Source organism: Micromonospora sp. NPDC005206 (genome assembly GCF_040608175.1).
Taxonomy (GTDB): domain Bacteria; phylum Actinomycetota; class Actinomycetes; order Mycobacteriales; family Micromonosporaceae; genus Micromonospora.
Window position 1 is genome coordinate 70453 of sequence record NZ_JBEXHU010000015.1, and the last position, 19799, is coordinate 90251.

Consider the following 19799-nt stretch of genomic DNA (forward strand, 5'->3'; position numbering starts at 1 on the left):
GACGGTGACGCCTCCCGCCTTGATTCCGCTGCTGCGCTTCCCTAATGTGAGGCACCGACCGCTGTGGGTCGTCTGCCTCGGCCCTTCCCTCACGCGAGGCGCCCGGCGGTCGGTTGCAAAGGAGTCGGTGCCGGTGGCAACCATGCCCCCTCATCGTCACGCCCCGGGACTGCCCGCTCGGTCGGGCGGTCTGCGCAGGGTCGCCCACCGTCTACTCGTCCTGGTCGCCGCCGCGGCGGTCGGCGCTGGCGTGCTCTCCGCGCCCGTGCAGGCCGCGCCCACGGTCGACGAGATCGAGGCGCAGATCGACAAGCAGTGGGAGCGGTTGGAGCCCACCATCGAGCAGTACAACAAGGTGCGGTCGCAGCTGAAGACCAACCGGAAGAAGTCGTCCGGGCTGCAGAAGAAGATCGAGCCGCTGGCGCTGCAGAGCGAGCTGGCGCTCAACCGGGTCGGTGACCTCGCCTCCCGGTACTACATGTCGGGTCCCTCCCACGACATCGGCGCGTTGCTGATCAGCGCCAAGCCGGACACGCTCACCGAGCAGCTCACCGTCCTCGACCGGCTGGCCGCGCGGGAGCGCAAGGAGGTCGAGGGCGTGCTGGCCGTCCGGGCCAAGTACGACGGCCAGAAGCAGAAGCTGGACGCGCTGATCGCCACCCAGACCAAGCAGCAGAACGAGCTGGCGGCGAAGAAGAAGCAGATCGACGGCGAGATCAAGCGGCTCGAGGCCTCGCTGCCGAAGACGACGATCAAGACCGAGGGCTGCCCGACCATCAACGGGGTGGCCAACGCGGCCGCCCAGAAGGCGATCAAGACCGCCTGCCAGCAGGTCGGTGACCCGTACGTCTGGGGCGCCACCGGCCCGAACTCGTTCGACTGCTCGGGCCTGACCCAGTACGCGTACAAGGCGGCCGGGATCTACCTGACCCACCACACGGGTGACCAGTGGCACGAGGGCAAGGCCATCTCGCGGGCCGACGCCCGCCCCGGTGACCTGGTCTTCTTCTTCAGCGACCTGCACCATGTCGGCCTGTATCTGGGCAACGACAAGATGGTGCACGCGCCACGCGCCGGCAAACCGGTGCAGGTGGCCAGCATCAACAACATGCCGGTCGCCGGGTTCCGCAGACCCGGCTGATCCAGCAGCCACGACGAGGGCCCCCGGTCGGACGACCGGGGGCCCTCGTGCCGTTCAACACGGTTCAGTGCGGTGCGTCCACCGGAGACGGCATGAGCTGCACGTCGGCGAGGTCGACGTACATGATCCGGTGACCGAACTGGATCTGCGCGTACCGGTTCTGGCCGCGGATGACCGTCCAGTCGCCCGGCGAGGAGCCGTCGAACGTAGTGGCCCGGTAGTACTCGCCCGGCAGCGCCGCGCCGACGGCGTACCGCTGGCCGGCCGCCAGGGTGTACTGCAGCGGCGAGATCGGCTGGTATGGCACCCCGGCCGGGTAGGCGGCCTCCTCGGGGTACGCCCGCCCGTACACGGGGATGGTGGCCCGTCCGGGCTTCGGGGTGGCCACCACGCCGACGGTCCAGGTGGCGGTCGGCGCCGACGCCGGGTTGTGGAACCACGCCTTCTGTCCGAGATACCAGATCGCCGTCCAGTCGCCCTGCCGACCGGCGAGGGCGTACGTCTGGCCGGCGGAGGCCCGGGTGCCGTGGTCCGACACCTCCATCGTGTTCGGGGTGCCGTCGGGGCGCAGTGCGATGTCGTTGACCAGCGGCGCGTCCGCGGACGGCGCACTGCGCAGCACCACCGACGATGAGCCGCGCGGCGCGCACGGCACACCGGCGGTGACGCAGCCGGTGAACGCCGGCTGGTTGGTGGCGTAGTCGGGGCCGATCCGGACCAGCCCGGAGGCCGGGATGCCGGTGTCCAGCCGCGGCGCGTGCAACAGCGTGAAGTAGTGCGTCCAGTCCCAGTACGGGCCCGGGTCCCAGTGCATCCCGCGCACGGTGGAGGCGACGGTGCCGGGCACGTTGTCGTGGCCGATGATGTGCTGGCGGTCCAGCGGGATCCCCAGCTGCAGGGCGAGGTGCCGGACCAGCTTGGCGGAGGTCCGGTACATCGCCTCGGTGTACCAGGTGCCCTGCGCGGCGAAGCCCTCGTGTTCCAGCCCGATCGACTTGGCGTTGACGTACCAGTTGCCGGCGTGCCAGCCGACGTCCTTGGTCTTCACGTGCTGGGCGATGTGCCCGTCCACCGAGCGCAGCGAGTAGTGCCAGCTCACGTAGGTGGGGTCCTGGACGAGTTGCAGCGTGGTCGCCCAGCTCGCCTCGGTGTCGTGGATGACGATGTACTCGATCTTCTGCCGGCCGGGTCGGTCGGAGAGGTCGTGGTTGCCGTAGTTCCCGGCGCCGAACGCCTCGTAGGGCGCCGGGATCCACTCGCAGGAGATGGTGCGGGGGCACTCCAGCCCGTCGGGGCGGGCGAGCCGGCGCAGTCCCAGCCGGTCCAGCCAGGAGCGCTGCGGTTGGATTGCCCGGGCCGGCAGCGTGATCCGCTGGCCGTCGTCGGTCACCCGGGACTCGCCGGCGCCGATGGTGGTGAACACCTCGTCGGCGAAGGCCGCCGCGGCGTCCGCGCTGTCCGCGCCGGCGTAGCGGGCCACCGCGCCGTACCAGGCTGCCGGGTCGGTGCCGGCCCCCACCGGTGCGCCCAGTTCCCGCTGGTACGCGGCCAGCAGTGCCGCGCCGCCTCAGATGTTGACGCTCGGGTCGGTGCGCAGCGACTCGGGGGCGGCGCCGGTCAGTGCGGCGGCGGCGTCCATGGTCTGCAACGCTGCGGCGGGCGGCGCGGGATCCTCGGCGGGTCGGGGCGCCATCTCCCGTGCGGGGCGGGAGTCGTCGCCGCGCGGGTCCTCGGTGCCGGCGTCGTGGTGGCTGCGCCCCGGTAGGGCGGCCACGTGCCGGGCGTCGGTCAGGTGCATCGGGCCGTAGCCGCCGCTGGTACTCGGCGTGCCGGCGTTGCTGTCCCAACGTGACTCCAGATAGGAGACGCCGAGCAGCACGTCGGCCGGTACGCCGTACTCGGTCGCCGCGGCGGCGTACTGCTGCTGGCGGTCGGCGGTGGGTGCGGCCACGGCTGGGCCGGCGGGTAGGGGAACCGCGGTCGCGGCGGCGACCACGGCGGCGGCGAGCAGCGCGCGCCGGCCGGTGGACAGGGTTGGACCGTGCATCGAACCCCCTAGATCTGAAGGGCGAAGTGAGGTCACCTTCGCCCCGCCCGGGGCTCCCGTCAATACCTTTCGACCTACCGAGGTTCGTGGAAGGAAACCTTCGTTCCCGGCCGTCGTCGCCGGCAATCGGTACGGAGTGTCACGGCCCCACCGGTTGCGGATCGGTAACGGTCGTCTCTACTCTGGTCATTCGTCGGGCCGACAGCAGCTCCGCCCACCCGGGCGGTAACGGACCGACACCGCCGAGTCGCTTCCGAGCGAGCCGGGGACCCAGGTTTCTGGGGTGAATCCGCAGCCACTGCGGTAGGGCGTCCACCTTCCCGCCCGAACCCGTCAGCTAACCCGGTAGGCGGTCGGGAAGAAGGAGTACGGAACCCGGTGGCTCACCATGCCCCGCGGCCGTCGTCCGAGCGGTCGGCGTCAGCCGGCCCGACGTCGATCGTGCCGCGCTCACGCTGGTCCCGCTTCACCACCGCCCTCGCCGCCCTGGTCGGCGTTGCCGTCGTCCTGACGGGCAGCGCCACGGCGGCCCACGCCGACCCCTCCGTCGCCGAGATCGAGCGCCAGATCGACGCCGACTGGAACAAGCTCGAACCGATCATCGAACGGCACAACGCCACCCGGGCCGACCTGGCCGCGAAGCGCAAGCAGGCCAACGCGCTGGCCGCCCGGATCGCCCCGCTGGAGCGCCAGGTCGACGCTGCGATGGACAAGGTCAGCTCCCTGGCTGTGCGCGCGTACAAGGGCGAGAACGTCTCCACCGTCAACGCCGTGCTGGGCAGCCGGTCACCGAGCGACGTGGTCGGGCAGCTCGAGATGCTCGACCGGTTTGCGCACAACCAGCAGCAGGACGTGCGGCAGGTGGCCGACCTGCGTGACCAACTGGCCGCGCAGAAGGCGCCACTGGACGAGATGGTGGCCCAGCTGACCCGGACCGAGGCCCAGCTGGCGGCCAAGAAGAAGCAGATCAACGACGAGATCGACCGCCTGCAGAAGCTGCGCCTGAAGGTTTACGGCAACGGTGGCGGCGGTCCGCTGCGTCCGGCGCCCTGCCCGGCCAGCTACCCCGGCGGCGGTGCCGGTGTGGCCGTCAAGTTCGCCTGCGCCCAGATCGGCAAGCCCTACGTGTGGGGTGCCGAGGGTCCGAACTCGTACGACTGCTCCGGGTTGATGCTGGCCGCCTGGGCCAAGGCCGGTGTGTCGCTGCCGCACAACGCCGCCCAGCAGAGCCGGGTGACCAAGGACGTCAGCCGGGCCAACCTACGCGCCGGTGATCTGGTCTTCTACTACAGCGACATCCACCACGTCGGGATGTACGTGGGTAATGGCTGGGTCGTGCACGCCTCGCAGGCCGGTCAGCCGATCAAGATGAAGAAGGTCGACGACGGCCCGATCCACAGCTACGGCCGCCCAGGCTGAGATGTAAGCAGGGGCCCCTTCTTAACGCCTCCGGTATAGGAGGGGCCCCTTACTAACACGGCGGGCGCATTGCCCGACGAGTGGCTTCAGCGGGTCGGCCAGGTGCGCCAGTGCTGCCAGGCGCGGCTCGGGGTCGGCCCGCGCTGCCCCTGGTAACGCGAGCCGTACACCACCGAGCCGTACGGGTGCTCGGCCGGCGAGGAGAGCCGGAAGATGCAGAGCTGCCCGATCTTCATGCCCGGCCAGAGGGTGATCGGCAGGTTCGCCACGTTGGACAGCTCCAGCGTCACGTGCCCCGAGAAGCCCGGGTCGATGAAGCCGGCGGTGGAGTGCGTGAGCAGACCGAGCCGGCCCAGGCTCGACTTGCCCTCCAGCCGGCCGGCGAGCTGGTCGCCCAGTGAGATGACCTCGAGCGTCGAGGCCAGCACGAACTCGCCCGGGTGCAGCACGAACGGCTCGCCGTCAGGCACCTCGACGACCGAGGTGAGGTCGTCCTGCTGCATTGCCGGGTCGATGTGGGTGTAGAGATGGTTGTTGAAGACCCGGAACAGCCGGTCGAGTCGTACGTCGATGCTGGACGGTTGGACCAGGGTGGGCTCGAACGGCTCCAGGCCCAGCGTGCCGGCCTTGATCTCGGAGACCAGGTCGCGGTCGGAGAGCAGCATCGGACCACCATAGCGGCGTTTGCCGCAGTGACAGGATTCGGTGCCGGTGACCAGCGCGTCGAGGTCGCTGATCGTACATTTGTTCGATAGAATGTCCACATGGCTTCCTGGTCCGAATTCGCCGCCGACGAGCCCCGACTCGCCGACGGGATCCGCGTTCTCCTTCAGCAGTACGGGCCGGGCTTCGGCTATCTGGCCACGGTCCGCGCCGACGGCGGGCCCCGGGTCCACCCGGTCTCCCCGGTCATCACCGACGAGGGTCTGTTCTGCTTCGTCATCGACTCTCCGAAGCGCCGTGACCTCGAACGGGACGGCCGTTACGCGCTGCACTCGTTCCCGCCGGAGGAGAGCGACGACGAGGCGTACGTGGCGGGGCACGCCTGGCCGGTGACCGATCCGGCTCGGGTGGCGCGGCTGGCGCAGAGCGCCCGGGCCGAGCCGCAGGTCGACTGGCGGCTGTTCGAGTTCACCGTCGACGTGGCGATGCTGACCCGCCGCGACCAGCACGGCATGGGCATCACGGGTGGCGCGCAGGGCCGGCCGGCGGTCCAGGTCTGGCTCGATCCGCACGCCCCGCCTGCGGCGGCCGGCCCGGCCCCCGTACCGCAGACCCGCCCGGTCCGCCGCAACCGTGACGTCCAACGCTCGGCCGCCTGACCGGGGCCGGGGTCCTGGGGAAAGACGCCGGTGCCGGCTCCGTCGTGACGGAGCCGGCACCGGTGGTACGCGGGAAAGCTACGCGGCGCGGTACGCGTTCCACGCGGTCAGCATGCGGCTGGCCTGGCCCGGCGTGAACTGGTACATGCACGAGTCGTAGGTGTAGTCCATGAAGTTGGTGATCGGGTCCAGCCCGGCCGCCGAGCAGGTGTTCCGCCCGGTCGGGCACTCGTACGCCGGCGACGCCTCGGCCGGGGTGTCGCTGACGCTGTCACCCGAGCCACCGCAGCCGCCCTGGAAGGTGTGGTAGAGGTTCAGCCAGTGGCCCACCTCGTGGGTGCCGGTGTCGCCCTGGTTGTAGTTGGTGGCCGTTCCGCCCGGCAGTGACTCGTTCAACGCGACCACGCCGTCCATGCTGCTCAGGTTCCGCTGCGGGAAGGTCGCCCAGCCCAGCAGGTCGTTGCTCAACTCGCCCAGGTAGATGTTGAGCGTGTTCTTGCCGCCCACCCGCAGCGAGGACTTCATCGACCGCTCCGCCGACGAGCCCTGCACGATCGGGTACCAGGACGGATTCGTCACCCGGTTGATCTTGTCGAGGCGGAAGGCGAAGGCGGTGACGGCACCGCCGGTCGCACCGGAGTACGCCTGGTTGAGCACGTTGATCTGGGCGGTGATCAGCGAGTCCGGGATGTTGCCACCCGCACGCGTGCTGTTCTCCTGGATCACGTGCACCACCACCGGGATGGTGACGGTGGCCAGTGCCGTGGCATCGGCACCGACCCGGAAGTTGGCGCGTTCGCGCAGCGCCGCCGCCAGGTCGGCGTCCCGCTCGCGTACCTGCTTCGCGGTCAGCTCGTTCGGGTCGTGCTTCGCCGCCGCGCCGGGCTTCATCCGGGCGTTGGCGTGGCTGTCGGTCGGCTCCACGCAGGCGCCACCGGGGGCTGCGGAGAACGCCGAAGCAGCCGGAACGACGCCCACCGCGGCGGTGCTGAGCAGCAGCGCGAGAGTCGTCGAAGCGACACCGGCGGCACGCCGGGTCAGCAGGTTGGGACGAAGTCCCATGGGCCACCTCTTTTTGGCGACGTGGCAGGGGGTGTGTCACGCCGTGGCTGGCAAGGTGTGGCAGACGTTACAACTCATCGATGCATTTGAGAATGGCCATATCTTGTCATAAGGAAACTACTTTCCGTGCACGGTGGCTCAGGGGGGCAATGGTGGTTCTCCGCGGTGGGGCGGGTGGTCGGCCGTCACGTGGGGGCGGGGTACCTGGGTGCACTGGCTGGGTGACTCAGGTACAGTGGTGCCGCTCGCGGGTGTAGTTCAATGGCAGAACATCAGCTTCCCAAGCTGACAGTGCGGGTTCGATTCCCGTCACCCGCTCCACGATCAAGGCCCTGGCCAGGACGCAAGTCCCAGCCAGGGCCTTCGATATTCCAAGGTCAGCGACCGTGCTACGACCGGCCGGTACGGCCCGATGGCCTGACGGCGGGCCGGGCCTGCGGCTAGCGCAGATGCCGGGCGAAGAACCCGGCCGCGTCCTCTCCTGCGAACTGCGGGACACCGGTGTGTCCGCCCATGTTGGCGTGCAGCGTTTTCTCCTTGGAGCCGAAGGCGTCGAACAGGTCCAGGGCCGCCTGCCGGTCGTTCCCTTCGTCATCCCACTGCAGTAGGACATGCAGCGGAATGGTGACCTGTCGGGCCTCCTCGAACATGGTGCGAGGCACGAAACTCCCGGCGAAGAAGCCGGCGGCCACGATGCGCGGCTCGACCACCGCGAGCCGGATGCCGACGGAGATCACTCCCCCCGAGTACCCGACCGGGCCGCCGATCTCGGGCAGCGACAGGAGGGCATCCAGGGCGGCCTGCGATTCCGGGACCGCCTTGTTGACGAGCGGGAGGATGAGGGCGTCGATGATCTCGTCGCTGACCGGCTCGCCGGCCTCCAGCGCCCGGCGCAGGTCGGCGCGGGCCTGCTCGACGGCGGCCCAACGGGGCCGGTCACCACTGCCGGGGAGCTCGATGGTGGCCGCGGCGAAGCCCTCCGCCGCAGAGTGCCGGGCCCGAGCCACCAGACGGGGGTACATCTTGCGCAGTCCGAGCGGGGGGTGGCCGAGCAGGATCAGCGGGACCGGTGCGGATGCGGATCCGGGCGTCCACAGGATGCCGGGGATCTCGCCGAGGGTGAATTCGCGTTCGAGGACGCCGTCGTCGAGGCGCTGCTCGGAAGTGAATCGCATGGTCGTGCCTTTCGGGAGTGCTCGTGAACGGCGCTCCCGGACGACCTATCGCCCGACCGTGACCCCGGAGGGGAGCACCCATGTCGATACGTTCACGGGTACCACCTCCTCGATCTCTCGCACGGCCTCCGGAAAAGTAGCAGTGTCGCCGCGGTCCGCCAACCGGTTTTGCGGGGGCTCGCGGGGCGCCGCGCTGCGGTCAGCGTCCTCTGACGCAGAACTCGTTGCCGTCGGGATCGGCCAGTAGGACGGCGCCGTCCGCACCGACCTCGAGCCGAGTGGCCCCGAGGGCGACCAGCCGATCGACCTCGGCTTGCTGATCGCCACCGGCCGGGGCGAGGTCGAAGCGCTGCCGGTTCCTCGCCGTTTTGGGGGCCACGGGTGGGCCACCCCACGCGACCTTCGTGCCGCCGTGCGGTGACTGGATCGCGGTCTCCTCGTCCTGGTCCCACACCAGCGGCCAGCCCAGCGCCTCGCTCCAGAAGAGGCCGACCTCCCGGTTGCCGTCGCAGGCGATTTCCCCGAGCAGGCCGCACCCGGCGAGGAAGCCGTTGCCGGACTCGATGACGCAGAACGCGTTGCCCTCGGGGTCGGCAAGGACGATGTGCCCCTCCTCGGGGCGCTGCCCGACGTCGAGGTGACCGCCGCCGAGCCCCAGTGCCCGCGCCACCGTGTGCTGCTGGGCGGCGTCGCTGGCGCTGGTCAGGTGAAGGTGCAGGCGTTTCGGCCCCACCTTCTTCGTGCGGCTCGGGACGAACTGGAGGCTGAGCTGAGTGTCGTCGCCGGGCAGGAGCGCACGATCGGCGTCCTCGACGACCTCCCGGCCGAGCATTCCGGCCCAGAACTGCGCCAGGCGAGCAGGGTCATGCGCATCGAAGGTCACCGTCAGCATTCGCGAGAGCATCACTGCACCGTAGACACGGGCCAGCAGAACAACAACGTGGTTTCGGTGAGGTCGGCTCGACAGGGCGGCGCCGGTCGTGCTGGTCCGGAGATGCACCCGGGCCGGCGGACCTGACAACTTGATCTCGTAATGCCGAACGGTCGGATGACGACGAGCGGCGTGCCGGCGACCATGATGTCGGAGTGACCACCGTAGATGGCCGTCCGGCAGGCCCTGAGCGGGTAACCATCCGTGCCCGCACTCGCGCCTTGCGCCTCGGGGTGGCGATCCCTCTCGCGATCGTCGGTTTTCCGCTCCTGCTGGTGTTCGCCTTCAACCTGAGCTTTTTCGTGCGTGCGCTCACCGGCCCGGGTCCCGAACCGTGCGATCCCGCCGTCGACGGGTTGGAAGCCTGCTGGCATCCGGAGCTGCGGACCTTCTGGATCGTGGCCGCCGCGACGGGGCTCGCGGGAGCGCTCTGCCTCGTGACTTCGCTGATCCGGCTTCCCCGACCCCGCCGCTGGTGGCCGTGGCCGATCGCGACAGCGGCGCTCCTGTTCTCCTGTCATCTGGCACTGACGCAGATCATCTGACTTCGAGCGACAGCGGGCGTGATCCTTGCGTCGGAGCGGCACGATGAGCCGGTGAGCCGCCTGATCATGTTGCTGAGGCGCCCGGTCTGGGTGACCGTCGGATGCGTGTTGCTGGTGGTGGCCGGTGGTGCCCTGCTCTGGTTGCCGCTGCACACCCAGTACGCACTCGACGACTGGAAGACCGAACTGCGGGCCGAAGGTGTGCCGGCGCGGGCCGTCGTCTACGACCGGGAGAGCAAGCGGGGTGGCAGCTCCACCACCATGTATCTCCGGTACGAGATGGCCGGCCGGACGTACGAGCAGGAGCTGGGCTGCTTCGAGGTGTGTCTGCCACCCGGCGATGTCGTGCCGATCTGGGTGAACCCCACCGATCCGAGCGACTTCGTCACCGACTTCGACGCGCTCAGTGGACACCGGGGCCGCATCCAAGGTGTCATCGGCGCGGCCGGGTTCGTGATCCTGGTCGTGGCGGTTCTGCTGACGATCTCCCGCATCCCGTTCCGGAGATGGTTCCCCCGGCGCACGGCGCCGCGGCGGCCCGGCGCTTCCAACAGTGGCGGCGCCGGGTTCACCAGCCGTTCCAAGCACAAGCGGGTCGGCCGGCACTGAGCGGCGCCGGGCCTGTCACCCCCTGACACGATCCTGACACGGCCACTGACATCCGACGGCTACTGGATGCTGGTGCTGTCCCGCCGGTAGGCGACCGTGCTCAGGGCAACGGGTCAGCATGCTGTGATCGTGTTGGCGGTCATCGTTTCCAGAACAGGAGATGGGTGACTCCGCTGGGGCTGGGCACCGACTCGAGGTGGAAGCGGTCGAGAAGATCGGTGTGGCTGTCCCACAGGCGCTCGCCCCGATTGAGGTCGACGGGCGCGACGGCGATGTGCATCGTGTCGACCAGGTCGGCCTCGATGAACTCGCGGATGGTCGCCACCCCACCGCCGAGGCGTACGTCCCGACCGGCGGCTGCCTGCTTCGCCCGGGCCAGCGCCTCGGCGGGGCTGGCATTGAGGAAGTGGAACGTGGTGTCAGCCAGGGTGAACGACGGCCGCACATGGTGGGTGAGTACGAAGACCGGCGTGTGGAACGGCGGGTTGTCACCCCACCATCCCTGCCACTCGTGGTCCTCCCAGGGGCCGCGCTGTGGGCCGAACTTGTTGCGACCCATGATCTCCGCGCCGATGTTGCACTCGGCGTCGCGGGTCAGGTAGTCGTCCAGCCCGCGAGTGCCGCCCGGTTCGGTGCGATACACGAAGCTGGCGGTGGCGGCACGCCAGGAGAACAGCGGGGTGGGGTCCGCGTGGCCGAAGGGTCGTTCCAGGCCCTGCCCCTCACCGGTGCCGAACCCGTCGCGCGAAACGTTGAAGCACTGCACCCGCAACAGTTGCGGCATGGGATCTCCTCTTGGGTTGATGGTCCCGTATCCGGTCGGCGCGGTTCAGTTCGTGGTCACCGTCGGGCCGCCGCCGCGGCCCCGGTCGTCGAGGACGAGCGGGGCGCGACCGCGCACCTCGTACCGGATGTGGGTGACCTGCGGCGTGTGGATGACCCGGGTGGGCGTCAGCTCGATCGCCTCCTTCTCGCCGAGGTCGAGGTCCGCGTCGAACAGCCGGAGGCCGGTGCCGAGCACGACCGGTACGACGTGCAGCTCCAACTGGTCGAGCACGCCGGCCTTGAGGACCTGGCGTACGAGGCTGCCGCCGCCGGCCACCGCCACGTCCTTGCCGCCGGCCACGGCACGCGCCTGCTCGACCGCACTGGCCACGCCATCGGTGACGTAGGTGAAGCTGGTGCCACCGCCGCGCAGCAGGGGCTCGCGGGGGCGGTGCGTGACGACGAAGACGGGCGCGCGGAACGGCGGCTCCTCGCCCCAGGGCACCTCACCGCCGTCGGCCATCCGCCGCCCCATCACGTACGCGCCGGCCGCTTCGAACGACTCGGCGACCACGTCCGAGTTCGTGTCCCGCTCACCACCGGCGAAGCCCTGTCGCTCGCGCCACGCCCCGGCGTCGGTCACCCAGCGGGTGACCCGGAAGAATCCGGCGCTCTCGGCCGAGTCCATCCAGTCGCCCTCGCCGGCGAACTGCGGGCCGGCGTAGAACCCGTCCATCGACACCGACACCTGTGCGGTCACCTTCGTCATCTCGCGTTGTCCTCTCCTCGGGCGACACCCGTTCGGGTGCCCGCTCACCGATGGGTCGGAGCCGCCGGAGAACTCCCTACAGGAAGGCAGTGTGACGTGGACCACAGCGCGACAGGTCAGTGCGCGGGATTGCTCTCCGATGACCGGTCCGGTTGGCGGTCATCCGTCGGCAGGTCCCACATCCCGGCGTACTCCGGGCCACTCAGCCAGCGCATGCGGGGCACCTCCTCGGGGCGGGGCTTCCAGTCGCGGTACGGCAGCAAGGCCAGCCGCCAGGCGATCACCGCGAAGATCCAGATGCCCGGGCCGACCAGCCACAGCAGGGCATCGCGGCGGCGGTAGGAGGCGTGCGGCGCCAGCCAGGCGGTCACCACGACGGGCACCGCGATCGCGCTGAGGTCGGCCAGCGGCCCGCGGCCGAACCGGGCCTCCATCAGCTCGCGAAAGACCATTGACGGCGCGATCACCGCGATCACGATCGCCGCCGTGAAGAGTGTGCGTGACCGGCGACCCAGAGGTGGGCGGGCAGCGGCTGGCTGGGCGATCATGACCGGAGGGTACGGGCCGCCAGCGACGGCGGGACTACGACTTACGGTCGATGATCGCCGCCTCGATCCGCAGACCGGTGCCCGTCAGGACGAGGAGGGCGGCGAGGATTTGCGGCCTGAGCCCGTCGTAGTCGGATGGCATGGTGAGCAGCGAAGTCAGGAAGCCAGCCACCAGCGACATGGTGCCGAATGCTCGTACCGTGTCGGCCCGACGCGACCGTAGGTCCATCGGAGAACGGTAGCGAAAGCCGGGCGCCCGTGGTGCCCCCGGCTAGGCTGGCGATCATGCGAATTGGCATCGTGATCCTGCCGGACCAGCGCTGGACGGAGTCGCAGCGTCGCTGGCGGCAGGCCGACGAGTGGGGCTTCGACCACGCCTGGACGTACGACCACCTGGGTTGGCGGGACCTTGTGGACGGCCCGTGGTTCGACTCGATGACCACGCTGACCGCGGCCGCCACGGTGACCTCCCGGATCCGGCTGGGCACCCTGGTTGCGTCGCCGAACTTCCGGCACCCGGCGGCGTTCGCCCGGCAGATCACCACGGTCGACGATGTCTCGGACGGTCGGCTGCTGCTCGGCCTGGGCGCGGGCGGTATCGGCTTCGACTCGGCGGTGCTGGGTGGCGAGACGCTGCCACCGCGTCAGCGGGTCGACCGGTTCGCCGAGTTCACCGAACTGCTGGATCTGATCCTGCGGGAGGACGGCACCACCTGGCGCGGTGACTGGTTCGCCGCGGTGGACGCCCGTAACAATCCTGGCTGCGTGCAGCAGCCCCGGGTGCCGTTCGTGGTGGCCGCCAACGGGCCGCGGTCGATGCGGCTGGTGGCCCGGTTCGGCCAGGGCTGGGTGACCACCGGCACCGACGCCGACGACGTGGAGGGCTGGTGGGGCACCGTGTCGGCGCTGTCCGCGCGGATGGACCGGACGCTGGATGAGGCCGGCCGTGATCCGGCCACCCTGGACCGGTATCTCTCGCTGGACGCGGCGCCGGTCTTCTCGCTCAGCAGCGCGCAGTTCTTCGCCGACCAGGTCGGCCGGGCCGCTGACCTCGGCTTCACCGACGTGGTGACGCACTGGCCGAGGGCCAGCAGCTGGTACGCCGGCGATGAGGCGGTCCTGGTGGACGTGGCGACCCGGCTGCTGCCGGAGTTGCGCGGCTGAGGATCGCGCCGCCAGCGACAACCGGTCAGGTGCCGAGGTCGCCGCCAGCCACCCCGCCCTCGCCGCCGGACACCAGCCGTAGGCGGAGGCAGACGATCGGGGTGTCGTCGTCGACCGGGGTGCCGAGTCGCGCCCAGTAGGCCGAGTGTCCGGCCCGCCACTCCTCGATCGAGCGGTCACCCTCACCCTCGGCGCGGGCGAAGTCCCAGGGCACGTCGGCGAAACGGACCACCTCGATGCCGGTGATCTCCACGACGCCGGCCAGCGCATCGTCGTCGTCAACGAGGGCCAGCCGTTCGCCGACCCGCTCCAGTTCCTCGCCCTCCTCCGCGTACTCGGCGAGCCGGCCGGCCGTGGCGGTCTTCACGCCGGCCAGCACCAGGGTGTTCAGGGTCGCCCGCAGCTCGCCGGGGGTGCCGAGGGCGAGGGTGCGCAGTTCACCGATCCGAGGCCACATCCTGCCGAGGCTAGGCCAGCTCGACCCGTACCGCCGCCGCAATATGCCGGCCCCTGGTCAGATCAGCTGGCCGGCGTAGCCCGCGGCGGTGAGCAGCCGCTCGTCGCCGGTGGCCGCGTGCGCGTCGAGCACCGCGTCGGCCAGCTTGACCACGTGCTCGTCACCGTGGCGGGCTGCCCGGGCGAAGACCTCCGCCGGGGTCGCCGCCGGCACGGTCGGCGGTGCCATCCCGTCCGTCGGGGCGTACACCGAGGTCACGGCCGCCGTCGCGGCCCAGGCCGCGGCGAGGCTCGGCGCCCAGAGCGCCCGATCGAGTGCCGGCAGGGTACGCAGCACCGCGGTCGGCGCGGTGACCGCGTGCACCAGCATGACCGGCGCGGCGTGCCCGAAGCGCAGGTAGTCCAGGCCGGCCCGGTGCACCAGCGCGGCGAGCCCCCGCTCCGCCTCGGCCGGGCTTCGCGCGGGGCGCAGCGCCGCGAGTGCCGGCTCCCATCCCGGTACGCCCGGAAGCCGGCCCAGCCGGGCCAGGATGCCCCCGGACTGGTCGTCGATCCGGGGCAGGCCGGCCAGCGCGGCATCCACGTCCATCGCGTCGGTGCCCGTCCCGCCCGCCTCGGCAGCGACGGAGCCGACCGACGCGGCCGGGTGGAGCAGTCGGTCTTCTCCGGGGACCGGCTGCCAGCGGGCGGCCCAGTAGCCGAGGGCCTGGCCCAGCTCGGCGAGCCGCTGCGGGTTGGCGCCGGCCGGGTCGAGCGCGCGCACGGCGTGCCCGACCCGGATCACGCCGTGGGTGGCGCCGGCGGCGATGCCGGGCAGCAGCCGCGGCCACCAGGTGCCGAGCACCTCCCGCCACGGGCGTTCGCGCAGCTCCCGGTCGAAGTACGCCAGCCAGTCACCGGCCCGCTTCGCGTCGCCCAGCGCCGCCCGCCAGTCGTCGATCGAGCGCAGCCCACGGGGCAGCTCGTTGAGGCGACCGAGGTAGTCGTCGAGCCAGCGGTGCACCCGCTGCTGGTGCCCGTGCCGGGCCAGCGCCTCGACGGCCATCGGCCCGTGGTTGGTCAGCCAGCCCTCGTATTCGGGGCCGGTGCGATGCAGCCGTTCGTACGCCTCGTCGAGGATCCCGTCGTCCATGCGTCGATCGTCGGAGATGAACCACGGTTCAGGTCAAGACGGCAGATCGGCGCCGCTGATCAGGCCGGTGATCCGGAGCGCTGTCGCGACGTCGGGCGGGCAGTCGATGGCCACCACGGCGCTGCCCAGCACCTCGGCTCCGCGCGCCGCGCAGATGTCGTAGAGGGCGCGGATCTGCGCTCCGGTGCGCACCCAGTCGTCCACCACCAGGACCCGGTCGCCGGGGCCGAGGTGCCGGTCCCGTACGGCCAGGTCGACCTGCCGGCCCCGGTAGTCCGGCGGGCTCTGCGCCCAGGTGAGCGGCCCGGCCGGCAGCCGCCCGTCGCCAGGCTTGTGCGCGGCCACGAAGCCGACTCCGAGGGCGGTGGCGGCCAAGGGCCCGAGCAGCAGCCCGGTGACCGCGGGGGCGAGCACCACGGTCGGCCGGGCGGACCGGTACGGCGCCACCAGGGCCGGTCCCAGCTCGGCCAGTACGGCCGGGTCGCGCCACCAACCGGAGATGTCGCTGACCAGGTGGCTGGTGCCCGGTCCGGGGTCGATCCACCGGAACAGGGCGGCGAGGCGTTCGGTCAGCTCGGCTGGCATCGGTCCATCCTGCGGCACCCGCGTCGGGGGTGCGGGCACCCGGGCCGGCCGGCCCATCCCGGCTCGGATGATCGGCTACACGTACCAGTGCAAATACGGGCATACCACAATGATCACGTTGACTTCGGAAGTACTTCTCTCGTTACGGTCCGACCCGGTTTGTTCAGTCGACGAAAGGACCGGGCCGGTGGCAGGCAGGCACTCCCGTACCCGCATCTTCTCCTCCCCGGCGGGCATCGCGGCCACTGCAGCGGCCGCCGTCGCCCTCGCCGTCGGGGGCACCGTCGGCGCCGTGCAGCTGACCTCGGGCTCCGCGCAGCCGGAGCAGGCCACCATCGAGTTCGCCCCGACCATCGCCGCCAGCAGCCCTGCCGCCAGCTCCCCGGCCGCCTCCCCGAGTGCCAGCGCCTCGCCGAGCGTGACGGCCAGCCGGTCGCCGCAGGCCGCCTCCCGGAACAAGACCCGTACCGCTGCACCACCGAAGCCGAGCCCGACCGCGAAGAAGAAGACCGTGGCCGCGAAGGTGCTGGAGAGCGGATCGTGCGGCGCCTCCTTCTACTCCGACGGGCAGCTCACCGCCAACGGCGAGTCGTTCAACCCGAACGAGTTGACCGCGGCGCACAAGACCCTGCCGTTCAACACCAAGGTCCGGGTGACGAACCCGGCCAGTGGCAAGTCGGTCGTGGTACGGATCAACGACCGTGGCCCGTTCATCGACGGCCGCTGCCTGGACCTCTCGCGGGCCGCGTTCGCGACCATCGCCTCGGTGGACGTGGGCGCGCTCACCGTCAGGTACGAGGTCCTCGGCTGAGCGGGGCGGGCGATGCCGTTCCGGCCGGACACCCCCGCCAGCCGGACAGAACCTCCTCGGACGACGGGTCAGGTTCATTCACCCGCTCACGTGGATCAGGCATGCTGTCCCTCGTACCCACGCGACTCCTCCAGTCGGGCCGTCGCCCGCTGAGCCCCGGATCCCGCGCCGGCCTCGGCGCGGCCCTCGTTCTGCTCGCGATCGTCTCGGCGGTGGAGCTGGCGGACGGCCGGCCCGCGCACTACGTCGCGCTGCTGGCGGCCGCCCCGGTCCTGGCCGCCGCGCTGGCCGCGTGGCAGGTGGTGCTGGGGGTGGGCGCCGCGGCGACCCTGATCGGGGCCGGCTTCGCCCTGATCGAGCCGGAGATGTCGCTGGTCACCTCGGTCAACGTGGTCGGGGTCGCGTTCGTCACCGGGCTGGCGATGGCGGTGGCCTGGGTACGGCAGCGGCAGGCGGTGAAGATCGGCGAGTTGACCAAGCTCGCCTCGGTGGCTCAGCAGGCGGTGCTGCGTTCGCTCGGCCCGCAGGTCGGCACGCTGTCGGTGGCCGGCCGCTACATCTCCTCCACCGCGACGGCCGAGATCGGTGGGGACCTGTACGAGGCGATCGACACGCCCTACGGGGTTCGCATGATCATCGGTGACGTGCGCGGCAAGGGCCTGGACGCGGTCCGGCTGGCCAGCATCGTCCTCGGCTCCTACCGGCACGTGGCGTACGAGCGGGCCGACCTGCGCGCCGTGGTGGCCGATCTGGATCGCGCGGTGGCCCGTAACGTCGGTGACGAGGACTTCGTGACGGCGGCACTGGTAGAGGAGCGTGGTGGCACGCTCACCATCGTCAACTGCGGGCACCCGCCGCCGCTGCTGCTGCGCCGGGGCGCGGTGATCCCGCTGGAGCCACCCGCGCCGGCGCCTCCGCTCGGGTTCATGCCGGTGGTGCGCCCGCGGGTGGAACGCCTCGAGCCCGGCGACCGGCTGCTGCTGTTCACCGACGGTCTCGGTGAGGCCCGGCGGGACGGCGAGTTCTTCCCGACGGCGGACCGGGCCTGGCGACTGCTCGGGCACGGCACGGTCGCCGACGGGCTGGCCTCGCTGGAGACGGCCCTGGTCGAGTGGGTGCACGGCCGGCTCGACGACGACATCGCCCTGGTCCTGATGGAGTACGCCGGCGAGCGGACCGGCGCGGCGGCGGCCGTGCCGAGCTGGGAGGTCGGCGCCGCCGAGGGCTGAACCCGGCCGGACGCGGGCGCGCCTCGGAAGTGTGTAATGCCTGTCACTTGGGTGATTGGGTTGTCGCTAGCTACCCGCGAGTAATAGAGTCGGGGTTACTGATCGGTAACACCTGTCCGGAAGCGGGGCCAGTGAGCATGACCCACTACAAGAGCAACCTCCGGGACCTCGAATTCAACCTGTTCGAGGTCTTCGGGGCTGACCGGGCGTTCGGCCAGGAGCCGTACTCGGAACTCGACACCGACACCGCCCGCAGCTTCCTCGCCGAGGTCGACCGACTCGCCCGCGAGGATCTGGCCGCCAGCTACACGGACAGTGACCGCAATCCGCCGGTCTTCGACCCGGCCACGCACACCGCCCCGCTCCCGGAGTCGTTCAAGAAGTCGTACCAGGCATTCATGGACTCCGAGTTCTGGCGGCTGGACCTGCCGCCCGAGCTGGGCGGCACCAACGCGCCGCGCGCTCTCTGGTGGGCCCTCGCCGAGCTGGTGCTCGGGTCGAACGCCCCGGTCTGGATGTACGCCTCCGGCCCGTCCTTCGCCCACGTGCTGCACGTCGAGGGCACCGAGCGGCAGAAGAAGTGGGCCAAGCTCTTCATCGACAAGCAGTGGGGCTCCACGATGGTGCTCACCGAGCCGGACGCCGGCTCGGACGTGGGCGCCGGCCGCACCAGGGCCATCCAGCAGCCGGACGGCACGTGGCACATCGAGGGCGTGAAGCGCTTCATCACCTCGGGCGAGCACGACCTGACCGACAACATCGTCCACTACGTGCTGGCCCGCCCGGTGGGCGTCGAGGGTGTCGGCGGCCCGGGCACCAAGGGGCTGTCGCTCTTCGTGGTGCCGAAGTACCACTTCGACGAGACCACCGGCGAGCTGGGCGAGCGCAATGGCGTCTACGCCACCAACGTCGAGCACAAGATGGGCCTGAAGGTCTCCAACACCTGCGAGGTGACCTTCGGCGAGCACGGTGTGCCGGCCAAGGGCTGGCTGCTGGGCGACAAGCACGACGGCATCCGGCAGATGTTCATGATCATCGAGTACGCCCGGATGATGGTCGGCACCAAGGCGATCGCCACCCTCTCCACCGGCTACCTCAACGCCCTGGAGTACGCGAAGAACCGGGTGCAGGGCGCCGACCTGATCCAGCAGGCCGACAAGACCGCGCCGCGCGTCACGATCACCCACCACCCGGACGTGCGCCGCTCGCTGCTGCTGCAGAAGTCGTACGCGGAGGGCCTGCGCGCCCTGGTCCTCTACACCGCCACCTGGCAGGACCGGATCGCCATCGCCGAGGCGGCCGGCGACGAGAAGGCCACCAAGCTGGCCAAGCGGGTCAACGACCTGCTGCTGCCGCTGGTCAAGGGTGTCGGTTCGGAGCGGGCGTACGAGCTGCTCGGGCATGAGGCGCTGCAGACCTTCGGCGGCTCCGGCTTCCTCCAGGACTACCCGCTGGAGCAGTACGTCCGGGACGCCAAGATCGACACCCTGTACGAGGGCACCACCGCCATCCAGAGCCTGGACCTGATCTTCCGCAAGATCGTCCGGGACAACGGCAGGGCGCTGATGGCGGTCGCCGGCGAGATCCAGGAGTTCATCTCCTCCGAGGCGGGCAACGGCCAGCTCAAGGAGGAGCGGCAGGCGCTCGGCAAGGCGCTCGCCGAGATCCAGAACATGCTCGGCGTACTGACCGGTTGGCTGGGCGAGGCGCAGGGCGGCGACACCCGCGCCCTCTACAAGGTCGGGCTCAGCAGCCGGCGGTTCCTGCTGGCCATCGGCGACCTGGTGGTCGGCTGGCTGCTCCAGAAGCAGGCCGACGTGGCGCTCACGGCGCTGGCCGGTGAGGTCTCCGCCACCGACAAGGCGTTCTACACCGGCAAGGTGGCGGCTGCCCGGTTCTTCGCCCGAGAGGTGCTGCCGCGCATCGGCGCGGACCGGCGCATCATCGAGGGTGCGGACCTCGACATCATGGACCTGCCGGAGGAGGCCTTCTGAGCGTGCCCGGCACGCCTGAAGGTTCCGAGCGTCATCCGACACCGACGGCCGGTGGGGCATCTGCCCCGCCGGCCGTCGCGCTGCCCGCTATTCGG

Annotated in this window: 22 protein-coding genes, 1 tRNA gene and 1 riboswitch; of the genes, 10 read left to right on the forward strand and 13 right to left on the reverse strand. The window is 70.7% G+C overall.

What is annotated here, in order from left to right; translation table 11 throughout:
- Nucleotides 1-142 precede the first annotated feature (142 nt).
- Nucleotides 143-1141: an NlpC/P60 family protein gene (locus ABZU69_RS23130; protein WP_354966421.1), complete on the forward strand. Its 999-nt coding sequence runs from the start codon at nucleotides 143-145 to the stop codon at nucleotides 1139-1141.
- Nucleotides 1142-1205: 64 nt separating this feature from the next.
- Here ABZU69_RS23130 and ABZU69_RS23135 read toward each other — a convergent pair whose 3' ends face one another.
- Both ABZU69_RS23135 and ABZU69_RS23140 read right to left on the reverse strand, forming a co-directional pair.
- Nucleotides 1206-2660, reverse strand: coding sequence for a peptidoglycan recognition family protein (locus ABZU69_RS23135; RefSeq protein ID WP_354966422.1), 1455 nt, complete (start codon nucleotides 2658-2660; stop codon nucleotides 1206-1208).
- 48 nt (nucleotides 2661-2708) lie between these two features.
- Complete coding sequence (locus ABZU69_RS23140) at nucleotides 2709-3188, reverse strand: hypothetical protein (protein ID WP_354966423.1); 480 nt, start codon at nucleotides 3186-3188, stop codon at nucleotides 2709-2711.
- 230 nt (nucleotides 3189-3418) lie between these two features.
- Nucleotides 3419-3554, forward strand: a riboswitch (cyclic di-AMP (ydaO/yuaA leader).
- Between the two features lie 12 nt (nucleotides 3555-3566).
- Here ABZU69_RS23140 and ABZU69_RS23145 point away from each other — a divergent pair.
- Nucleotides 3567-4607: an NlpC/P60 family protein gene (locus tag ABZU69_RS23145; protein WP_354966424.1), complete on the forward strand. Its 1041-nt coding sequence runs from the start codon at nucleotides 3567-3569 to the stop codon at nucleotides 4605-4607.
- A gap of 86 nt (nucleotides 4608-4693) precedes the next feature.
- Here the strand turns inward: ABZU69_RS23145 and dcd are convergent, their stop codons facing one another.
- Nucleotides 4694-5272 (reverse strand): dCTP deaminase, encoded by a 579-nt coding sequence (dcd, locus tag ABZU69_RS23150; protein WP_089018323.1) that lies wholly within the window; start codon nucleotides 5270-5272, stop codon nucleotides 4694-4696.
- A 99-nt stretch (nucleotides 5273-5371) separates the two neighbouring features.
- Here dcd and ABZU69_RS23155 point away from each other — a divergent pair, with 99 nt between their 5' ends.
- Nucleotides 5372-5929, forward strand: a complete 558-nt coding sequence (locus ABZU69_RS23155; protein ID WP_354966425.1) for a pyridoxamine 5'-phosphate oxidase family protein — start codon at nucleotides 5372-5374, stop codon at nucleotides 5927-5929.
- A gap of 78 nt (nucleotides 5930-6007) precedes the next feature.
- Here ABZU69_RS23155 and ABZU69_RS23160 read toward each other — a convergent pair whose 3' ends face one another.
- Nucleotides 6008-6991 (reverse strand): zinc metalloprotease, encoded by a 984-nt coding sequence (locus tag ABZU69_RS23160; RefSeq protein WP_354966426.1) that lies wholly within the window; start codon nucleotides 6989-6991, stop codon nucleotides 6008-6010.
- A gap of 247 nt (nucleotides 6992-7238) precedes the next feature.
- On the opposite strand from ABZU69_RS23160, the gene ABZU69_RS23165 reads away from it, so the two are divergent.
- Nucleotides 7239-7312 (forward strand) — tRNA-Gly (locus tag ABZU69_RS23165).
- A gap of 119 nt (nucleotides 7313-7431) precedes the next feature.
- Here the strand turns inward: ABZU69_RS23165 and ABZU69_RS23170 are convergent.
- Together ABZU69_RS23170 and ABZU69_RS23175 are read right to left on the reverse strand one after the other, a co-directional pair.
- On the reverse strand, nucleotides 7432-8166 hold the full coding sequence (locus ABZU69_RS23170) for an alpha/beta hydrolase (RefSeq protein ID WP_354966427.1): 735 nt from the start codon (nucleotides 8164-8166) through the stop codon (nucleotides 7432-7434).
- A 199-nt stretch (nucleotides 8167-8365) separates the two neighbouring features.
- Entirely contained in the window at nucleotides 8366-9070 is a 705-nt protein-coding gene (locus ABZU69_RS23175; protein WP_354966428.1) for a VOC family protein, read from the reverse strand.
- A 182-nt stretch (nucleotides 9071-9252) separates the two neighbouring features.
- Between ABZU69_RS23175 and ABZU69_RS23180 the strand changes: the two genes are divergently transcribed.
- Both ABZU69_RS23180 and ABZU69_RS23185 read left to right on the forward strand, forming a co-directional pair.
- On the forward strand, nucleotides 9253-9642 hold the full coding sequence (locus ABZU69_RS23180) for a hypothetical protein (protein ID WP_354966429.1): 390 nt from the start codon (nucleotides 9253-9255) through the stop codon (nucleotides 9640-9642).
- A 51-nt stretch (nucleotides 9643-9693) separates the two neighbouring features.
- Entirely contained in the window at nucleotides 9694-10251 is a 558-nt protein-coding gene (locus ABZU69_RS23185; RefSeq protein WP_354966430.1) for a DUF3592 domain-containing protein, read from the forward strand.
- 139 nt (nucleotides 10252-10390) lie between these two features.
- On the opposite strand, the gene ABZU69_RS23190 is transcribed toward ABZU69_RS23185, so the two are convergent.
- From ABZU69_RS23190 to ABZU69_RS23205, 4 genes are all read right to left on the reverse strand, one after another.
- Nucleotides 10391-11035: a dihydrofolate reductase family protein gene (locus tag ABZU69_RS23190; protein WP_354966431.1), complete on the reverse strand. Its 645-nt coding sequence runs from the start codon at nucleotides 11033-11035 to the stop codon at nucleotides 10391-10393.
- A 45-nt stretch (nucleotides 11036-11080) separates the two neighbouring features.
- Nucleotides 11081-11785, reverse strand: a complete 705-nt coding sequence (locus ABZU69_RS23195) for a dihydrofolate reductase family protein (protein WP_354966432.1) — start codon at nucleotides 11783-11785, stop codon at nucleotides 11081-11083.
- Between the two features lie 116 nt (nucleotides 11786-11901).
- Complete coding sequence (locus ABZU69_RS23200) at nucleotides 11902-12333, reverse strand: hypothetical protein (RefSeq protein WP_354966433.1); 432 nt, start codon at nucleotides 12331-12333, stop codon at nucleotides 11902-11904.
- Between the two features lie 34 nt (nucleotides 12334-12367).
- Complete coding sequence (locus ABZU69_RS23205) at nucleotides 12368-12562, reverse strand: hypothetical protein (protein ID WP_354966434.1); 195 nt, start codon at nucleotides 12560-12562, stop codon at nucleotides 12368-12370.
- A gap of 56 nt (nucleotides 12563-12618) precedes the next feature.
- Between ABZU69_RS23205 and ABZU69_RS23210 the strand changes: the two genes are divergently transcribed.
- Nucleotides 12619-13497 (forward strand): LLM class flavin-dependent oxidoreductase, encoded by an 879-nt coding sequence (locus tag ABZU69_RS23210; RefSeq protein WP_354966435.1) that lies wholly within the window; start codon nucleotides 12619-12621, stop codon nucleotides 13495-13497.
- A gap of 25 nt (nucleotides 13498-13522) precedes the next feature.
- On the opposite strand, the gene ABZU69_RS23215 is transcribed toward ABZU69_RS23210, so the two are convergent.
- Genes ABZU69_RS23215 through ABZU69_RS23225 form a run of 3 tightly spaced genes read right to left on the reverse strand, consistent with a single transcriptional unit; the run spans nucleotide 13523 to nucleotide 15670 of the window.
- Nucleotides 13523-13954 carry an ASCH domain-containing protein gene (locus ABZU69_RS23215; RefSeq protein WP_354966436.1) on the reverse strand — a complete coding sequence of 144 codons (432 nt, stop codon included), beginning with the start codon at nucleotides 13952-13954 and terminating at the stop codon, nucleotides 13523-13525.
- Between the two features lie 57 nt (nucleotides 13955-14011).
- A complete protein-coding gene (locus ABZU69_RS23220) occupies nucleotides 14012-15085 on the reverse strand; it encodes a questin oxidase family protein (RefSeq protein WP_354966437.1) in 1074 nt (357 codons plus the stop codon).
- A 33-nt stretch (nucleotides 15086-15118) separates the two neighbouring features.
- Entirely contained in the window at nucleotides 15119-15670 is a 552-nt protein-coding gene (locus ABZU69_RS23225) for a phosphoribosyltransferase family protein (RefSeq protein WP_354966438.1), read from the reverse strand.
- Nucleotides 15671-15857: 187 nt separating this feature from the next.
- Here ABZU69_RS23225 and ABZU69_RS23230 point away from each other — a divergent pair, with 187 nt between their 5' ends.
- The 3 genes from ABZU69_RS23230 (at nucleotide 15858) to ABZU69_RS23240 (ending at nucleotide 19704) form a co-directional block, all read left to right on the forward strand.
- On the forward strand, nucleotides 15858-16481 hold the full coding sequence (locus tag ABZU69_RS23230) for a septal ring lytic transglycosylase RlpA family protein (RefSeq protein ID WP_354966439.1): 624 nt from the start codon (nucleotides 15858-15860) through the stop codon (nucleotides 16479-16481).
- A gap of 101 nt (nucleotides 16482-16582) precedes the next feature.
- Entirely contained in the window at nucleotides 16583-17710 is a 1128-nt protein-coding gene (locus ABZU69_RS23235) for a PP2C family protein-serine/threonine phosphatase (protein ID WP_354966440.1), read from the forward strand.
- 137 nt (nucleotides 17711-17847) lie between these two features.
- Nucleotides 17848-19704 carry an acyl-CoA dehydrogenase gene (locus ABZU69_RS23240; RefSeq protein ID WP_354966570.1) on the forward strand — a complete coding sequence of 619 codons (1857 nt, stop codon included), beginning with the start codon at nucleotides 17848-17850 and terminating at the stop codon, nucleotides 19702-19704.
- Nucleotides 19705-19799: the final 95 nt, after the last annotated feature.

Bases quoted from the DNA above. Each gene is read 5' to 3' on its own strand.
- ABZU69_RS23130 (WP_354966421.1), top strand. From the start codon at position 143: ATGCCCCCTCATCGTCACGCCCCGGGACTGCCCGCTCGGTCGGGCGGT.
- ABZU69_RS23140 (WP_354966423.1), bottom strand. From the start codon at position 3,188: ATGCACGGTCCAACCCTGTCCACCGGCCGGCGCGCGCTGCTCGCCGCC.
- dcd (WP_089018323.1), bottom strand. From the start codon at position 5,272: ATGCTGCTCTCCGACCGCGACCTGGTCTCCGAGATCAAGGCCGGCACG.
- ABZU69_RS23155 (WP_354966425.1), top strand. From the start codon at position 5,372: ATGGCTTCCTGGTCCGAATTCGCCGCCGACGAGCCCCGACTCGCCGAC.
- ABZU69_RS23160 (WP_354966426.1), bottom strand. From the start codon at position 6,991: ATGGGACTTCGTCCCAACCTGCTGACCCGGCGTGCCGCCGGTGTCGCT.
- ABZU69_RS23170 (WP_354966427.1), bottom strand. From the start codon at position 8,166: ATGCGATTCACTTCCGAGCAGCGCCTCGACGACGGCGTCCTCGAACGC.
- ABZU69_RS23175 (WP_354966428.1), bottom strand. From the start codon at position 9,070: ATGCTCTCGCGAATGCTGACGGTGACCTTCGATGCGCATGACCCTGCT.
- ABZU69_RS23190 (WP_354966431.1), bottom strand. From the start codon at position 11,035: ATGCCGCAACTGTTGCGGGTGCAGTGCTTCAACGTTTCGCGCGACGGG.
- ABZU69_RS23195 (WP_354966432.1), bottom strand. From the start codon at position 11,785: ATGACGAAGGTGACCGCACAGGTGTCGGTGTCGATGGACGGGTTCTAC.
- ABZU69_RS23200 (WP_354966433.1), bottom strand. From the start codon at position 12,333: ATGATCGCCCAGCCAGCCGCTGCCCGCCCACCTCTGGGTCGCCGGTCA.
- ABZU69_RS23205 (WP_354966434.1), bottom strand. From the start codon at position 12,562: ATGGACCTACGGTCGCGTCGGGCCGACACGGTACGAGCATTCGGCACC.
- ABZU69_RS23210 (WP_354966435.1), top strand. From the start codon at position 12,619: ATGCGAATTGGCATCGTGATCCTGCCGGACCAGCGCTGGACGGAGTCG.
- ABZU69_RS23215 (WP_354966436.1), bottom strand. From the start codon at position 13,954: ATGTGGCCTCGGATCGGTGAACTGCGCACCCTCGCCCTCGGCACCCCC.
- ABZU69_RS23220 (WP_354966437.1), bottom strand. From the start codon at position 15,085: ATGGACGACGGGATCCTCGACGAGGCGTACGAACGGCTGCATCGCACC.
- ABZU69_RS23225 (WP_354966438.1), bottom strand. From the start codon at position 15,670: ATGCCAGCCGAGCTGACCGAACGCCTCGCCGCCCTGTTCCGGTGGATC.
- ABZU69_RS23235 (WP_354966440.1), top strand. From the start codon at position 16,583: ATGCTGTCCCTCGTACCCACGCGACTCCTCCAGTCGGGCCGTCGCCCG.
- ABZU69_RS23240 (WP_354966570.1), top strand. From the start codon at position 17,848: ATGACCCACTACAAGAGCAACCTCCGGGACCTCGAATTCAACCTGTTC.